Consider the following 15649-nt stretch of genomic DNA (forward strand, 5'->3'; position numbering starts at 1 on the left):
CGCCCGACCCGTCTTCGACAACCAATCCGGCAACGAATCATCCAACTTCTCCCGGAACTGATCAGCCTCCGGACCCAGATACTCCGACGTCTGCCCTTCCAGCCCCCGGATCAGACGCTCCGCACTGAAACAATCCTCGGCGAAATCCAGATACTCCCGCCCACACGCAGTATACGAACTCTGACGCTACGGAAATAGCCCATCACGGGCTCTCAACTATCAGCCTCGCCAATCGAGAATCGCACCGAGGCACCCGGATCCACTTGACGCAGCTGCTGTGAAATTTGCGACGCCAATCCCCAATGCACACTTAGGTCGGTCAGCTCCAGATTACTCACGACCAACTCCCCACCCAACTCGAAGGGAACAATCATAGAAGCGCAACTCATCCAGTCCAATTTCGTCCCGGTGTGGACTCGCCACTCGTTATAGAGGTCGAGCTCCAACACCTCAGAACCCATGTCCGGCAGCACCTTGTCGAAAAGATCCCTCAGATCACCCGGCACTTCGAATTCGCCCTCTCCCGGATCCAGAAAGGTCACACCGCCGCCATCATCGAGGGCTCGCGTGTCCCAAGCCCAGAAACGCCCCAACCAATCGCCGCCAACAATCTCGACGTGGCTCGCCAATGCTCGATCTGACTGCGCGACAATATCGCCAACTGCTTGAGATTCTGTCCGCGTGTAGATGCGGAAAAGCCCACCTTCAAGGACAAGACCGCCGAAGTTTTCCGCTACGCTTATCGGACTGTCGTACCGCAGACTGGCGTCAGCAGAAATGCCAGAGCTGCATCGGAACTTCTGGAGAAGTCTTTTCATGTCGCTCCCTACGAAATCGCGATAGTCCCAATTCTTGTTCCATTAGGTAGATTCTTTGTTTGGTGATAAATCTGCGAGCCTAGACTCCGGTTGACAGATCGATCCAGGCCCCACATATTTCCCGAGACGTCCTTACCTCCAAGTTGAAGATCCACGACATGGTCGATGTCCAAGTCATCTGCAACTTTGTTCTTGTTTCTAAAGAGCGACGTCGCGTTCGATCTCTTCACCGGATCCGATTTTACGAGATCTGCGCTATTCAGTTTATCAACCTTCGCGTCGGCCGCTGCCCGCTGCGACGGCGTCCACTCATCTTTGTACTGCAGATTGATATCGACTGGGTTGTCACCACGGCCGTTCACCTGACATGCCAACCCTAGCGGGTCGATCCAGGTGTGGGGGTTGTGGACGTAGGCGGTGGCGTTGGTGGGGTTGGGTGTGATGCCGAGGGGATCGGGGCTGGTGTAGGTGGTGGTGGCCGGGTTGTAGTAGCGGAAACGGTTGTAGTGCAGGCCGGTTTCGGGGTCGTGTTGCTGGCCGGCGAAGCGGAGGTCGGTGCCGGCTCCGGTCCACTGGGTGTGGCCCCACAGGGTGGTGGTGGCATACCCGGCCAGCGTGCCGAAGTCGGGGTCGAGGAGTTCGGTGGGCGCCCCGGCCAGATCGGCGATGATGGCGTAGAACTCGGTGTCGATCCGGTGTTGCGACCAGCCAGCCGCCCCCGGCGGTGTCGGCCCGGCACCCGGGCCGGTGGGTGGGTGGCCGGTCGGCGGGTGGCCGGTCGGGGGCTGGGGGGTGTGGTGGATGACGTGTTGGGCCAACGGTGCCCCGGTGGTGGGGTGGTAGTCATAGAGCCAGCTCGTGGATGCCCCGGCCGGAATCGGTCCTCGGGGGGTGTGGGCGGTGTTGGTGTGCACGATCAGCTCGGGCCCGTCCCACCAGAACTCGACCGTATCGAGCAGGGTCTGATCCCGGTGGTGATGGGTTTTGCTGATCCGCCGTCCGAACGGGTCATAGCGGTAGCGCCACACGCTGCCATCGGCGGTGTGCACGCTACGGATCTGCCCGCGGTCGGTGTAGGTGAATCGGGTGATGTCCGGTTTCCGCGACAGCCGGGTCCGGGTCCGTTCGACCATCTGCCCCGCGGGGTCGTAGCGGTAGCGTTCCCGCCCGGCCCGCGTGATCAGCGTGCCCGTCGCGGCCACCCGATCCGAGCCCTCCACCGGGGCCGGCCCCGACACCGGTGAGGACGCCACCCCCGCAGCCGGGGCAGCGGCGGTCGAGGCCGTCAACACCCCCGCCGGTGAATACGCATACGATTCGGTACCCGCCACACCAGTACGGCCGCCGGAATTGCCGCTGCCTGTAGCGGTGGGGGTGATGGTGGTGACGCGGCCGGTGCGGTCGAGCCCGAACCGCCGCGACCCACGCAACCGGTCATCCACGCCGGTCACGTAGCCATCGGCGCGGTAGGTCCATTCCCGCCCGGCCAGCACCGGCCCCGACACACCCACCCCGGAAGCCCCCACGCCACCGGCGCCACCACCGGGGGTTGCGGGGGTGAGCGAGTGGACGGTGTGGCCGGTCAACCGCGACCGCGCATCCCAGCGTGACGACACCACGTTGCGCCCGACCCGGTAGCCGGTTTCGCGGCCCACCACGTCGTAATCGAACACGAACGACCGCCCACCACCACCAAGCGCAGGGTCAGTGGCCGTGGACATCTCCACGATGCGGCCGGTGTCATCCCACCGGTAACCAGTGCTCCACACCCCCACACCGGCCAGGTCGGGCATACCGGCCGGGTCGGGCACGCCGGCCGGGTTGGGGAGTCCGGCCGGGTTGGGGAGTGCGGGTACGGTGCGAGACACCCGTTGCCCCAGTTGGTCGAATCGTGACCGTACGGTGCGGCCGTTGATGGTTTCCGCGATCACCCGGCCGGCGTCGTCGCGTTCGAAACGCACCCGCGCATCCGGGTTGACCGCGTCGACGAGTTCACCGGCAGCGTTGTAGCCGAACACGGTGGAGCCATCGGTGTCGGCGTGCTCTTCTATCAACCGGCCCGCCACATCAAACACCCGGGAAATGGTGCGGCCCAACCCGTCGGTGGTCGCTACCGCCCGCCCCATCGTGTCGAGCACGAACTCGGTGCGGGACTGGTTGTAGTCGGTTTCAACGACCACCCGCGAATCCCGGTCATAGACAAACGACCACGACAGCCCATCGGGGTTGGTTATCACCATCGGATCGAACACCGTGGAAAACCGTTGCGTCAGCACCCCACCCTGCGCATCGGTATGAGATCGGGCATGCCCGTAAGCCACATAGTCGGTGCGGGTCTGGTTACCGGCCTCATCGACCACCACCGTCTGATGGCCCTCACCGTCATAGGTGTAGTGCCGGTCGGTGCCATCCGGGAAATGCTCCGCCCGCAGCCAGCCCTCCGGCGTCCAGTCCCGCCGGGTCACCTGCCCGCCCGGATCCATCACCGCCACCGGATCACCGAACACGTTGCGGGTGATCGTCCACACCCGTCCCGCTGCGTCGATGGTACGCACCACCCGACCCGCATCATCACACTCGATGTCGGTGACCCCACCGCGGGCATCAACAATCCGGGACAACACCGCACCCGAGGCCCGCACATCCCACCCGTAGCTGGTGCGTGCCCCGCCCGGATCGGTCACCGCGGCCACCGTGCCCACCGCATCGATCTCCACCTCGGTGACCCGTCCCGCCGCATCGATCTGCCGGGCCGGTACCCCCCACCCACCGAACTCGGTGCGCAGCACCCCACCATCGGGCAGTTCGGTGGCCGTCACACACCCGAACTCATCCATCGTGTACCCCAGGCGGGAACCATCCGGACGGGTCCACGACACCAACGCATGCCGACGATCACGCACATAATCAGTAACGGCGCCCTGCGGCGAGATCACCCGCCACACATCCCCCTCCATGGTGTGGCGATACACCCACGGCCGCACCTGCCCCACCAACGCGTCATCGGCGACCAGCACCGCATCCACGGCCGGGTCCGTGGCCCAGTCGACCGGGTTGTCGCGATCAGCCACCCCCGCCCGGCCGCCACTGCCCAGACCGGCCGCCACCACACCACCAGCCCGCAACGCCTCGACAAGCGGCAGAGACACCAACCGATCCAGGCGCTCCTGCACGCGGGTGTCGCCCTCCCCGACAGCCAGTTCGGTCGCGGTCTCCACCATCACCACCACACCACCACCGGCCGGGGCATCACCACCGCAATCCGCGCTGTAGACAAACGCATTCGCCAACATGCCGTGCGTGCCCACCGCCGCGATCACCCGGCCCGCAGCATCGTAACGGTAGAAATAGCCGACACCCTCACGATCGGTCAACGACACCAACCGGCCGGCCACGTCATAGCCATACCGAAACGATTTGCCGCTCGAGTTGCTCACCCCCACCAGGCGGGCATCCACGTCATACTCATAGCCACACACCACCACCGGCGACCCACCAACACCATCAGCGTCGCCATCGCCCGCACCGTCATCGCCCGCACTGCCGGTGACCGACAGCCCGGTCACCCGACCCACCAACGGATCACACGCCACCGCCACCCGCGCACCACCCGAATGCGCCAACGATGCCGGCAACCCCGTGCGCGGGTCATAGCCCACCTCGATCCGATGACCGGTGTGATGCACGATCGCGGTCACCCCCACCGTGATCACCGCACCCCCCACCCCCGCCAACGACGACCCCGCCCACACACCCGCCCGACCACCATCAGCCGCGTCCGCACCGGCCGCGCCCGCACCAGCCGCCTCCGGGTCCCCAGATGCCGCATCGGGACGGCCGGTGCTCACCGCAACATCCACCGCACCACCAGAACTGGTGACCGAAAACTCATACGTCACACCGTCGGGCACATTACGGATGCGGTAGGCGCCATCAACAAACGACAACGGCATCGACCCGAACTCCGCCAACACCTCGCCCCCGTCGACCGGATGCGGATACACCACCACCTGGCCCTCATCACCGACGAACACCACCCCGGTCTCATCGATCTCCACCCGCATGTCGAACACACTGCACCAGCCCGCACCAAACGCGCGGCCCTGCCCATACGCCGACGAATACTCCCGCCGCACCACCAGCGGCAGCACCCCACCAATCACCAGATCAGTCCACTCATCCACCATCGCACCGGTGGCCACATCCACCGGATGCCCCGCCCGCGTGCACTGCGACGACCGCCGCGCCGCGGTCTGCGCCCCCCGCTCCGCAGCCTCCTTCCCCGCCTTGGCCGCCATCGTCATCGGCGGCACCGCGCTGTCGGGCGGTGTCGGGAGCGTCGGACGCACCGTCCTCGGCGTACTCATCCTGACCGTACTGTCCAACGGCCTCAACCAGATCGGCGCCGCCGACTACACCCAGACCATCATCAAGGGTCTCGTCATCGTTGTCGCGGCCGTGTTCACCATGGCCTCGCAGCGCAAACTCATCGTCAAGTAACACCACGTCAGGAGACAACCATGACCAAGCCACTGCGCTTCTCCGCGTTCGTGATGAACACGACTTCCCACATTCTGCAGGGCCTTTGGCGCACCCCCGACGCCCAGCAGACCGACTTCAACTCCCTCGAGCACTGGGTCGGGCTGGCCAAGGAACTCGAGCGCGGCAAGTTCGACTTCATCTTCTTCGCCGACGTCGTCGGACTCTACGGGGACTACGACGGCGGCTATCGCAAGTACGTCGAAGCAGGCCTGCAGATCCCCAGCAACGACCCGTCGGTGATCGCGTCGGCCATCGCCTACAACACCACCGACCTCGGCATCGCCATCACGAGTTCCGTACTGCAAGAGCATCCGTTCAACTTCGCGCGCAAGATCTCCACGCTCGATCACGCGTCCAACGGACGTATCGCCTGGAACATCGTGACCAACGGACTGTCCAACGCGTCACGAAATTTCGGGTACGACGACCTCGAAGAGCACGACGAACGCTACGTGTGGGCCAACGAATACGCCGACGTGGTCTACAAACTGTGGGAAGGGTCGTGGGACGACGACGCCCTTCTGCAGGACAAACAGCGGGGACTGCACGGAGATCCGGACAAGGTGCACAAGATCTTTCACGAGGGCAAGCGCTACCGCGTGGAGGGACCACACCTCGTCGCGCCGTCCCCGCAACGGACACCGGTCCTCTTCCAGGCCGGATCATCCACCGCCGGTCGCGAATTCGCAGCACGCAATGCCGAGGCGCAGTTCATCATCTCCCCGAGCCCCGAGGCCGCCAAGATCCTGGTCGACGACACGCGCGGCCGGTTGCCATCGTATGGCCGTGATCCGCACGACCTCACGTTCTTCCAGGGCCTGCATTTCGTCATCGGCAGCACCGAGGAGGAGGCGCGCCGCAAGGAGGCCGAGCTCGAGGAGAACATCGACCTCGACGCGATGATCGCCCACCTGTCCGGCGCCATCGGCATCGACTTCGGCAGCCACCCGCTCGACACACCGCTCGGCGCCATCGAGACCGAGGGCATCCGCAGCGTCATCGACTGGGTGCGGGAATCCGTCGACGGACGTGAGGCGACGATCGAAGATCTCGGCAGGCTGCAGGGCCGCAATTCACGCGTCGTCGGCACACCCGAACAGATCGCCGACGAACTGCAACGGTGGCGCGATGCCGGAGTCGACGGCATCAACGTCGTCAACGCGACCATTCCCGGCAGCTACACCGACTTCATCGACCATGTGACTCCCGTGCTGCAGCAGCGTGGTCTGGCGCAGACCGAATACGCGCCGGGGACAACACGCGCGAAACTGTTCGGTGGCGACCGACTCAACGACCGGCATCCCGCAGCCCAGTACCGAGGAGCGTTCACGCAGGTCCCGAGCACCGTGTAGGCGTCGCAGCGTGCTCTGATCCCGTTGGTGCCGCGTACTGATGTGACGAAAGTGACGCACTGACAGGTGTGCCTAACCTACACTGGCGAGGGCACCTGACCATGCGAGCGAGCAGTGCGGAGGCGCCTTTGACCGTCGGCACGGCGGAGTCCGCCACACCCTCTGAGTCCGCGGATCCCACGCCGCCGTGGTGGAAGACCATGTCGCGCTTCGGCATTCTGCTGATTCTCGTCGCACTGCTGGCGGTTCTGGTGCTCGTCGGGTTCTTCGTGGGGTCGGGCGATTACACCATCGCCGACGCCTGGAACGCGCTGTGGAACACCGGCGACCCGACGACCCTCGAGGTCATTCGCAACAACCGGGTACCTCGGACTATCCTCGCGGCACTCGTCGGCGCAGCGCTCGGTGCGGCCGGCGCGATCATGCAGGGCCTGACCCGCAATCCGCTCGCCGATCCAGGCATCCTGGGCGTCAACTCCGGCGCGTACTTCGCCATGATCGTCGGCACGGTCGCCTTCGGCATCTACTCCACCAGCGGATACGTCGTATGCGCGATGATCGGCGCCTTTCTGGCCGCAACGCTCGTCTACTTCGTCGGGTCGCGCGGCGTCAGCGGCGCGAGCCCGGAGAAACTGGTGCTCACCGGTGTCGCGGCTGGGTCGATCTTCAGCGGCATCGGCTTCGGACTCACCATGATCAACCCGAAGTCCTTCGACGCGGTCCGCTCCTGGCAGGTCGGCACACTCGACGGACGCAACTGGTCTCAGGTCGACATCGTATGGATCCCGATCTGCGTCGGCGTGCTGGCCGCCATGTTCCTGATCCCCTACCTGAACGGGCTGGCCCTCGGCGACGACTGGGCGCTCGCGCTCGGCATCCCGGTCGGACGGGTCCGGCTGGCCGGATTCGTCATCGTCACTGTCCTGTGCGGCGCGGCCACCGCCGCGGTCGGGCCGATCACCTTCGTCGGGCTGATGGTGCCGCAGGCCGTGCGCATCCTGTTTGGCCCGGACAACAAGTGGCTGCTGCCGGTGAGTGTGGTCGTCGGACCCATCGTGATGGTCGGCTCGGATCTGCTGGCGCGCGTGCTCACTCCGAGCGAACTGCCTGTCGGGATGGTGACCGCATTCATCGGTGCGCCCGTACTCATCGCACTGGTCCGGCGCAAGCGGGTGTCGGAACTATGACCCTCACCCGCGAACCCGAACACAGCGCCGCGTCGGACACCGCACGCTGGCCACGCCGGATCAGGTTCGTACGGTTCGGCGGCATCAGCCTCAAGGTGGATCTGGCCGCGCTGGCGATCTCGGTGGTCGTCGTCGTGCTGGCGCTCGCGGTCGGCGTGTGGTCGCTGGGTGTGAGCACGACGTCGAGCCCACGCGTCGGGTTCGTCGAAACACTGCAGGTCCTCGCCGGTCAGGTGTCGGGACGCTCGGCGGATCTCGTGGCGGCGGCGCTACCCGCCGTCGTCGTGGCGCTGCTCGGTGGTGCGGCACTCGCGTTGTCGGGCGCCATCTTTCAGACCATCACCCGAAATCCGCTGGGCAGCCCCGACATCATCGGCTTCACCACCGGCGCCAACACCGGCGCATTGATTGCCATGCTGCAACTGCATCTCGGTGTCAGCGCCGCCACCATCGGCGCGATGATCGGCGCGCTGGCAACCGCGTTCGCCGTGTGGTTCCTCGGCATGCGCGGCGGGACAAGCGGATACCGGTTCGTGGTGGTCGGCATCGGCATCAACGCCATGCTCGTCGCGTTCAACGGCTACCTGATCTCGGTGGCGAACGTGCAGAACGCCGCCTCGGCGGCAGCGTGGGGCATGGGCAATCTGCGCGACCTGACGATGAAAGACACCATCCCGCTGATCGTTTCGCTGATCATCCTGGTGCCGCTGCTGACGGTGGTCGCACCGCGGATGCGGATGTTCGAACTCGGCTCAGACTCGGCACGCAGCAAAGGTGTCGACATCGACCGCACGCAGATCTACCTGCTGCTTCTCGGCGTCGGATTCGCCGCGGTCATCACCGCGGTCGCCGGTCCGATCGCCTTCGTCGCGCTGGTCGCACCGCAACTCGCCGCCCGACTCTCCCCCAGTCCCGGTATCCCACTGGTGGCCTCGGCTGCGGTCGGTGCCGCCCTGCTGGTCAGCTGCGATGCCATCGCCCGCACCATCCTGGCGCCGGATGTGCAACTGCCCGTGGGCGTCGTCACCACGTCGGTCGGCGGGATCTATCTGCTCGGACTGCTCTTCGTCCAGTCACGGAAGGCGACGCATGACCGATGCCCTCACCGGCAGACTGACCGGGTCCGGACTCGAGGTCGGCTACGACGAGCACACCATCTTGTCGGATCTGGACGTCGTGATGCCCGACGGTTCGTTCACCGTCATCGTCGGGCCCAATGCGTGCGGGAAGTCGACGCTGCTGCGCACGTTGTCGCGACTGCTGGCACCGAACGCGGGCGAGGTGGTGCTCGACGGGATATCGAACGGATTCATCGACCCCAGCCTAGCGTCGAACTGGGCTGGTCTCGGCTCTCACCTGGGCCGACGCGGTCGACAGCGAGAAATTCATCTCGAGTACACGGCAGCGTCGAACTCGGTGTCGCGTTAACTCGATGCAACATGTTGGGCGAATCGTCCCATGGTGGGGTTTACTCGGGGGTAAGGGCGACGCGGTGCGCGCCCGTACAGCCCTGTTCACGACGTCGTGAAGACCGAGGAGATCAACCGTGCCGACCAAGCCCTCGGGTCCGGTGTTGCGTCCCGTCAGTGACACGGACGTGCGCATCGAGTACCACACCATCCACGGATACCGCCGCGCCTACCGCATTGCGGGCAGCGGACCGGCGCTGCTGCTGATCCACGGGATCGGGGACAACTCGTCGACCTGGAACGAGGTAATCCCCATCCTCGCCCAGCACTACACGGTGATCGCGCCGGATCTGCTCGGCCACGGGAAGTCCGACAAGCCGCGCGCCGACTACTCGGTCCCCGCCTTCGCGAACGGTATGCGCGACCTCCTCGTCGTGCTGGGCCACTCGAAGGTCACCGTGGTCGGGCATTCGCTCGGCGGCGGCGTTGCCATGCAGTTCTGCTACCAGTTCCCGCGGTTCGTCGAGCGGCTGGTGCTCGTCGCCGCCGGAGGGGTCACACGCGAGGTCAATCCCGCACTGCGCTTCATCTCACTGCCGGTGGTACATCAGCTGCTGTCGGTGCTGCGGGTACCCGGCGTGATCCCCGGGCTCAAGCTGGCGGCCAAGGGGGTGGTCGAGGCGCCGCTGCCGTCGTTCGTCCCGAATGCGGCTTCCCCCAAACACCTCCTCATCGACCACGAGGACATGATGCGGGTGCTCGGCGACCTGGCCGATCCCAAGTCGTATGCGGCGTTCTTGCGAACGTTGCGCGCGGTCGTCGACTGGCGTGGGCAGTCGGTCACCATGCTGGACCGCTGCTATCTCACCGAACGGCTGCCGGTGCTGATCGTCTGGGGCGACGAGGATTCGGTGATCCCCTACCACCACGGCGAACTCGCGCACGCCGCGATTCCCCACTCGGACTTCGAAACCTTCGTCGGTTCAGGACATTTCCCGTTCCACGACGACCCGGAACGCTTCTGCCGCATCGTCATCGACTTCATGCAGCGCAACGAACCCGTGGTGTTCGACCCGCTCAACTGGCGGCACCTCATGACCGAGGGGCAGCGGCTCGACGAGTTCGTCGGGGACGACGAGACGGTCGAAGAAGTACTCGAGGCCATCGAGGACGAACGCAACGCCACCTGATTCGACGCGTGAGGCAACGGCCCGACGGCGAGCAGGCGGGCCATGGTGTGCCCAGATCCGAAAACCGCCGCTGATTTCCGCGCGGGGGTGTGCCGACGTTGCCATAGTGTCGACGGCGGCTTTGTCTCGGGCGGAAATCTGGGGCAGATTTCAGATGCGGTGGCCACAGCGCCGCATAGAGGTCACGCGCCGCAGCAGCCGCCGGCGCCGGTGTCGGTACGCACATCTCGGGTGATCGCATTGCGGGCGGCGAGTTCGGAATCATCCGGGTAATCGACGCCCACGAGGCACAGACCCCGCGCCTCGGCGACCGGAACCTTGCTGCTGCGTTCGGTTTCCGCGAGCAGTCCGCGGCACCAGTCGACGTCACGCCGACCATCCCCGACACTGGCGACCGCACCCACGAGCGACCGCACCATCGACCAGCAGAACGCGTCGGCGCTCACCTGGCCGACGAGCACCCCGTCGGCCTGCCGTGTCCACGAGAATCGCTGGAGGTCGCGGATCGTCGTCGCACCTTCCCGGCGACGACAGAACGCGGCAAAGTCGTTGAGCCCCAACAATGATGCCGACGCGGCGTTCATCGCGTCGACGTCGAGCGGCCGACGCCAGGCCGCGGTGATACGCGAGACGACCGGCTCGGCACCCCATCGTGCGTCGGTCAGCCGGTACTCGTAGTGCCGACGCAACGCGGAGAATCGGGCGTCGAAATCGGCACTGACGGTGGCGATCTCCTTGACGCGGACGTCGTTTGGCAGCATCTTGGCGAGCCGTCCGACGAGCAGTGACGGGTCGCCGGCGATGCTTCGGGTCTGCAACGCGGAGACGGGAATGTCGGTGTGGCAGACCTGTCCGGTCGCGTGGACACCCGCGTCGGTGCGACCGGCGACCGTGAGACGCACCGGGACGCGCAGCACCGTCGACAACGTGTCCTCGAGCATCGCGCACACCGTCCGCTGATCGGTCTGCCGCGCCCAGCCGGCGAAATCCGTTCCGTCGTAACCGACGTCGAGGCGTAAACGGATCATCTCGCTCCGCTCGGGACGACAGAACCCGCTGCCACCGACATCGGTGACAGCGGGTTCTGTCATGAATGCAGAGTAGCCCTACGGACTACTTCTTGTCGCCGTCCACGTCGACACCCTCGGCCTCGGCCTCGGGAGCGGTGGCAGCACTCGACTCGTCGTCGACGGCCTCGGCAACAGCTTCGGCGTTCTCGACAGCGGCGTCGTCGGCGTCGGCCTCAACGGCCTCCACGACGTTCTCCGGCGCCTCGTCAGACTCGGCAACGGCCTCTTCGGTCGCGTCGAGCTTCTCCTCAGCGGTGACATTCGGCCCGCTCGCTTCGCTCCCGGCGGCGGCCTTCTTCGAAGCAGCGACGCGAGTGGCGCGGCTTGCCTCGCTCGACGCGGTGGACTCACGCACCAGCTCGATCACGGCCATGGGGGCGTTGTCGCCCTTGCGGTTCAGTGTCTTGATGATGCGGGTGTATCCGCCGTTGCGATCGGCGAAGTGCGGGCCGATCTCGTCGAACAGCGTGTGCACGACGTCCTTGTCGCGGATCACCTTGAGCACCTCACGGCGGTTGGCCAGCTTGCCGGCCTTGGCGTGGGTGATCAGCTTCTCTGCGTACGGGCGCAGGCGCTTGGCCTTGGCCTCGGTGGTGGTGATACGACCATGCTCGAAGAGCGAGGTGGCGAGATTCGCCAGCATCGCCTTCTGGTGGCTGGCCGACCCGCCGAGACGGGCACCCTTGGTGGGCTTGGGCATTGATCTTCTCCTAGAAGAAACTCGCGGTCTCTCGACCGGAAGTCAGGGTTTGGGAGAGCCTTACAGCTGCTCGGTCTCTGCGAAATCCTCACCGGAGTCGGCGTCAAACGACGCGTCGTCCGACCACGTGCCGGTGGCGGGGTCGTAACCGGCGACCTGCGACGGGTCGAAGCTGGCCGGGCTGTCCTTGAGCGACAGTCCGAGCGCGTGCAGCTTGACCTTGACCTCATCGATCGACTTCTGGCCGAAGTTGCGGATGTCGAGCAGATCCGACTCGGTCCGGGCAACCAGCTCGCCGACGGTGTGAACACCCTCGCGCTTGAGGCAGTTGTAGGAACGAACGGTCAGCTCGAGATCCTCGATCGGGAGGCTGAACGACGCGATGTGGTCGGCCTCGGCCGGCGACGGCCCGATCTCGATGCCCTCGGCCTCCACGTTGAGCTCCCGGGCGAGCCCGAAGAGTTCGACGAGGGTCTTGCCCGCGGACGCCAGCGCATCACGTGCGCTGATCGAGTTCTTGGTCTCCACGTCGAGCACGAGCCGATCGAAGTCGGTGCGCTGCTCCACGCGGGTGGCCTCGACCTTGTAGGTCACCTTGAGCACCGGCGAGTAGATCGAGTCGACCGGAATCCGGCCGATCTCGGCACCCGACGCCTTGTTCTGCACGGCCGGCACATAGCCGCGGCCCCGCTCGACGACGAGCTCGATCTCGAGCTTGCCCTTGTCGTTCAGGGTGGCGATGTGCAGATCGGGGTTGTGCACGGTGACACCGGCCGGGGGCACGATGTCGGCGCCGGTGACGGTGCCCGGACCCTGCTTACGCACGTACATGGTGACCGGCTCGTCCTCTTCGGAGCTCACCACGAGGCCCTTGAGGTTCAGGATGATGTCGGTGACGTCTTCCTTGACCCCGGGGACGGTGGTGAACTCGTGGAGCACACCGTCGATGCGGATGCTGGTGATTGCAGCACCCGGAATCGAGCTGAGCAGGGTACGACGCAGCGAGTTGCCGAGGGTGTAGCCGAAGCCGGGTTCGAGCGGTTCGATGACGAACTTGGACCGGTCCTCGGCGATGATCTCCTCGGTCAGAGTGGGTCGCTGTGAGATGAGCATTTCGTGTTCTCTCCTTGTGGCCGACCGCTATTTGACGGCCTAGAAGGTGGACCGAAACAGCTGATGCTGCTCGGCGATTACTGATTCGAAGAACTACTTGGAGTAGAACTCGACGATAAGCTGTTCGGTGAGCGGCACGTCGATCTGAGCGCGCTCGGGCACCTGGTGCACGAGGATGCGCAGCGTCGACGGAACCACCTGCAGCCAGCCCGGAACCACACGATCGCCCTGGATTTCCTTGGCGATCTGGAACGGGACGGTCTGCAGCGACTTCGGACGAACGTCGATGATGTCGTACTGGCTCACGCGGTAGCTGGGCACGTCGACACGAACACCGTTGACGGTGAAGTGGCCGTGGGTGACCATCTGGCGGGCCTGACGACGGGTCCGGGCCAGGCCGGCGCGGTACACTACGTTGTCGAGACGGGTCTCGAGGATCTTCAGCAGCTCGTCGCCGGTCTTGCCGTTACGACGATTGGCCTCTTCGTAGTAGCGACGGAACTGCTTTTCCATCACTCCGTAGGTGAAGCGGGCCTTCTGCTTCTCCTGCAGCTGCTGCAGGTATTCGCTCTCCTTGATCCGCGAACGGCCGTGCTGGCCGGGCGGGTAGGGACGACGCTCGAACGCCTGGTCGCCTCCGATGAGGTCGACGCGAAGACGACGGGACTTCTTTGTTGCGGGGCCGGTATAACGAGCCATTGTTTATCTTCTTCCTTTCCCGCTAGACCCGACGCCGCTTGGGCGGACGGCAACCGTTGTGCGGCTGCGGGGTGACATCGGAAATGGTGCCGACCTCGAGGCCGGCAGCCTGCAGGGAGCGGATGGCGGTCTCACGACCCGAACCCGGTCCCTTGACGAACACGTCGACCTTCTTGACGCCGTGCTCCTGGGCCTTGCGCGCAGCGTTCTCGGCCGCGAGCTGAGCCGCGAACGGGGTGCTCTTGCGCGAGCCCTTGAAACCGACGTGACCCGACGACGCCCAGCTGATGACGTTTCCGTTGGGGTCGCTGATCGACACGATGGTGTTGTTGAACGTCGACTTGATGTGTGCGTTGCCGTGCGGGACGTTCTTTTTATCGCGACGGCGTGCGCCCTTCTTGGGGCCTGCGCTACGTGACTTAGGAGGCATTACTTCTTCTTCCCGGCGATGGTCTTCTTCGGGCCCTTACGAGTGCGGGCATTGGTCTTTGTGCGCTGTCCGCGGACCGGCAGACCACGACGGTGGCGCAGGCCCTGGTAGCAGCCGATCTCGATCTTGCGTCGAATGTCGGCCTGAACCTCGCGGCGCAGGTCACCCTCGACCTTCACCGAGGCTTCGATGTACTCACGCAGCTTTGCGACGTCTGCGTCGGTGAGATCCTTCGCGCGGAGGTCGGGGCTGAGCCCGGTGCCCTCGAGGATCTCCTTGGAGGTGGTACGACCAACTCCATAGATGTAGGTCAGTGCGATCTCCAGCCGCTTTTCGCGGGGGAGATCCACACCAGCAACACGTGCCATGTGGCGTTTCCTGTTCTTCTCAGAGGTCTGCTCCTGGTCCGTCTTTCACTCTGCGGAAAGCTCCGGCCTCTGAACCGGAGGTGGGCGCCGACCCGTTTGTCGGTGCTGGTGCCAGGAGGGCTTCACAAGTCTTTGTTCAGCTCTGGTTTCTCGTATTCAGTTATGTGTTCTCAAGCGACCCGGAGGGTTGCGAGTGATCAGCCCTGACGCTGCTTGTGACGCAGGTTCTCGCAGATCACCATGACCCGACCGTTACGGCGGATCACCTTGCACTTCTCGCAGATCGGCTTGACGCTCGGCTGAACCTTCACGTCCGCTTCTCCTTGAATGTCCGGGCACGACGAAGCCGGGCCCGTGCTGCCCTCACCCGTGTTCGGGAAAGGAAGTCTTACTTGTACCGATAAACGATGCGCCCACGACCCAGGTCGTAGGGCGAGAGTTCCACGACGACCCGGTCCTCGGGCAGGATGCGGATGTAGTGCTGCCGCATCTTGCCGCTGATGTGGGCGAGAACCTTGTGTCCGTTCTCCAGCTCAATGCGAAACATTGCATTGGGCAGGGGTTCGATCACTCGACCCTCGACCTCGATGGCCCCGTCTTTCTTCGCCATGTCCTCCGCGATCCTGGCCTGAGTTACCTCTTGGCCGGGTTGAAACCGTGTTTATCCGTTAGGGTGTTGGCACGGTTGCTGACCGCACCATCGGCGCTGGTCCACACCGGAACCCACGTGAACACACGAAGGTATCCGGCACGGGAAGCGCACCGACGATC

General features: G+C 65.0%; 15 protein-coding genes and 1 pseudogene. 6 read left to right on the plus strand and 10 right to left on the minus strand.

Annotated features, from left to right (window positions below; translation table 11 throughout):
* Positions 1-212: 212 nt before the first annotated feature.
* Positions 213-818 carry a DUF1851 domain-containing protein gene (locus MKW15_RS16645; RefSeq protein ID WP_240860185.1) on the minus strand — a complete coding sequence of 202 codons (606 nt, stop codon included), beginning with the start codon at positions 816-818 and terminating at the stop codon, positions 213-215.
* A gap of 8 nt (positions 819-826) precedes the next feature.
* Positions 827-5026, minus strand: coding sequence for an RHS repeat-associated core domain-containing protein (locus tag MKW15_RS16650; RefSeq protein WP_240860187.1), 4200 nt, complete (start codon positions 5024-5026; stop codon positions 827-829).
* Here MKW15_RS16650 and MKW15_RS16655 point away from each other — a divergent pair.
* The 6 genes and pseudogenes from MKW15_RS16655 to MKW15_RS16680 all read left to right on the plus strand — a co-directional run bounded on the left by MKW15_RS16655 (position 5013) and on the right by MKW15_RS16680 (position 10498).
* Positions 5013-5318 (plus strand): hypothetical protein, encoded by a 306-nt coding sequence (locus MKW15_RS16655; protein ID WP_240860189.1) that lies wholly within the window; start codon positions 5013-5015, stop codon positions 5316-5318. The genes MKW15_RS16650 and MKW15_RS16655 overlap by 14 nt on opposite strands.
* Before the next feature lie 20 nt (positions 5319-5338).
* On the plus strand, positions 5339-6712 hold the full coding sequence (locus tag MKW15_RS16660) for an LLM class flavin-dependent oxidoreductase (protein WP_240860191.1): 1374 nt from the start codon (positions 5339-5341) through the stop codon (positions 6710-6712).
* Between the two features lie 128 nt (positions 6713-6840).
* Positions 6841-7899, plus strand: a complete 1059-nt coding sequence (locus MKW15_RS16665) for a FecCD family ABC transporter permease (protein WP_240860193.1) — start codon at positions 6841-6843, stop codon at positions 7897-7899.
* Positions 7896-8951: pseudogene (locus MKW15_RS16670) on the plus strand (FecCD family ABC transporter permease); the annotation flags it as partial. The gene MKW15_RS16665 and the pseudogene MKW15_RS16670, both read left to right, overlap by 4 nt.
* A gap of 127 nt (positions 8952-9078) precedes the next feature.
* Positions 9079-9327 (plus strand): ATP-binding cassette domain-containing protein, encoded by a 249-nt coding sequence (locus MKW15_RS24685; RefSeq protein WP_374247447.1) that lies wholly within the window; start codon positions 9079-9081, stop codon positions 9325-9327.
* 118 nt (positions 9328-9445) lie between these two features.
* Entirely contained in the window at positions 9446-10498 is a 1053-nt protein-coding gene (locus MKW15_RS16680; RefSeq protein WP_240860195.1) for an alpha/beta fold hydrolase, read from the plus strand.
* Between the two features lie 182 nt (positions 10499-10680).
* Here the strand turns inward: MKW15_RS16680 and truA are convergent, their stop codons facing one another.
* The 8 genes from truA to infA all read right to left on the minus strand — a co-directional run bounded on the left by truA (position 10681) and on the right by infA (position 15488).
* Entirely contained in the window at positions 10681-11589 is a 909-nt protein-coding gene (gene truA, locus MKW15_RS16685) for a tRNA pseudouridine(38-40) synthase TruA (RefSeq protein WP_374247444.1), read from the minus strand.
* Between the two features lie 22 nt (positions 11590-11611).
* Entirely contained in the window at positions 11612-12268 is a 657-nt protein-coding gene (gene rplQ, locus MKW15_RS16690) for a 50S ribosomal protein L17 (RefSeq protein ID WP_240860197.1), read from the minus strand.
* A 60-nt stretch (positions 12269-12328) separates the two neighbouring features.
* Positions 12329-13381: a DNA-directed RNA polymerase subunit alpha gene (locus tag MKW15_RS16695; protein WP_240860199.1), complete on the minus strand. Its 1053-nt coding sequence runs from the start codon at positions 13379-13381 to the stop codon at positions 12329-12331.
* A gap of 93 nt (positions 13382-13474) precedes the next feature.
* Positions 13475-14080, minus strand: coding sequence for a 30S ribosomal protein S4 (gene rpsD / locus MKW15_RS16700; protein WP_240860201.1), 606 nt, complete (start codon positions 14078-14080; stop codon positions 13475-13477).
* Between the two features lie 22 nt (positions 14081-14102).
* On the minus strand, positions 14103-14510 hold the full coding sequence (gene rpsK / locus MKW15_RS16705; protein ID WP_124710627.1) for a 30S ribosomal protein S11: 408 nt from the start codon (positions 14508-14510) through the stop codon (positions 14103-14105).
* Positions 14510-14878 carry a 30S ribosomal protein S13 gene (rpsM, locus tag MKW15_RS16710; protein ID WP_006338093.1) on the minus strand — a complete coding sequence of 123 codons (369 nt, stop codon included), beginning with the start codon at positions 14876-14878 and terminating at the stop codon, positions 14510-14512. Before rpsM ends, rpsK begins: the two co-directional genes overlap by 1 nt.
* A gap of 197 nt (positions 14879-15075) precedes the next feature.
* On the minus strand, positions 15076-15189 hold the full coding sequence (rpmJ, locus tag MKW15_RS16715; protein ID WP_005207978.1) for a 50S ribosomal protein L36: 114 nt from the start codon (positions 15187-15189) through the stop codon (positions 15076-15078).
* Between the two features lie 77 nt (positions 15190-15266).
* Complete coding sequence (infA, locus tag MKW15_RS16720) at positions 15267-15488, minus strand: translation initiation factor IF-1 (RefSeq protein ID WP_005170487.1); 222 nt, start codon at positions 15486-15488, stop codon at positions 15267-15269.
* Between the last annotated feature and the right edge of the window lie 161 nt (positions 15489-15649).

This window comes from Gordonia gummivorans (assembly GCF_022513585.1).
Taxonomy (GTDB): Bacteria; Actinomycetota; Actinomycetes; order Mycobacteriales; family Mycobacteriaceae; genus Gordonia.

Bases quoted from the DNA above. Each gene is read 5' to 3' on its own strand.
- MKW15_RS16645 (WP_240860185.1), bottom strand. From the start codon at position 818: ATGAAAAGACTTCTCCAGAAGTTCCGATGCAGCTCTGGCATTTCTGCT.
- MKW15_RS16660 (WP_240860191.1), top strand. From the start codon at position 5,339: ATGACCAAGCCACTGCGCTTCTCCGCGTTCGTGATGAACACGACTTCC.
- MKW15_RS24685 (WP_374247447.1), top strand. From the start codon at position 9,079: ATGCCCGACGGTTCGTTCACCGTCATCGTCGGGCCCAATGCGTGCGGG.
- truA (WP_374247444.1), bottom strand. From the start codon at position 11,589: ATGACAGAACCCGCTGTCACCGATGTCGGTGGCAGCGGGTTCTGTCGT.
- rplQ (WP_240860197.1), bottom strand. From the start codon at position 12,268: ATGCCCAAGCCCACCAAGGGTGCCCGTCTCGGCGGGTCGGCCAGCCAC.
- MKW15_RS16695 (WP_240860199.1), bottom strand. From the start codon at position 13,381: ATGCTCATCTCACAGCGACCCACTCTGACCGAGGAGATCATCGCCGAG.
- rpsD (WP_240860201.1), bottom strand. From the start codon at position 14,080: ATGGCTCGTTATACCGGCCCCGCAACAAAGAAGTCCCGTCGTCTTCGC.
- rpsK (WP_124710627.1), bottom strand. From the start codon at position 14,510: ATGCCTCCTAAGTCACGTAGCGCAGGCCCCAAGAAGGGCGCACGCCGT.
- rpsM (WP_006338093.1), bottom strand. From the start codon at position 14,878: ATGGCACGTGTTGCTGGTGTGGATCTCCCCCGCGAAAAGCGGCTGGAG.
- infA (WP_005170487.1), bottom strand. From the start codon at position 15,488: ATGGCGAAGAAAGACGGGGCCATCGAGGTCGAGGGTCGAGTGATCGAA.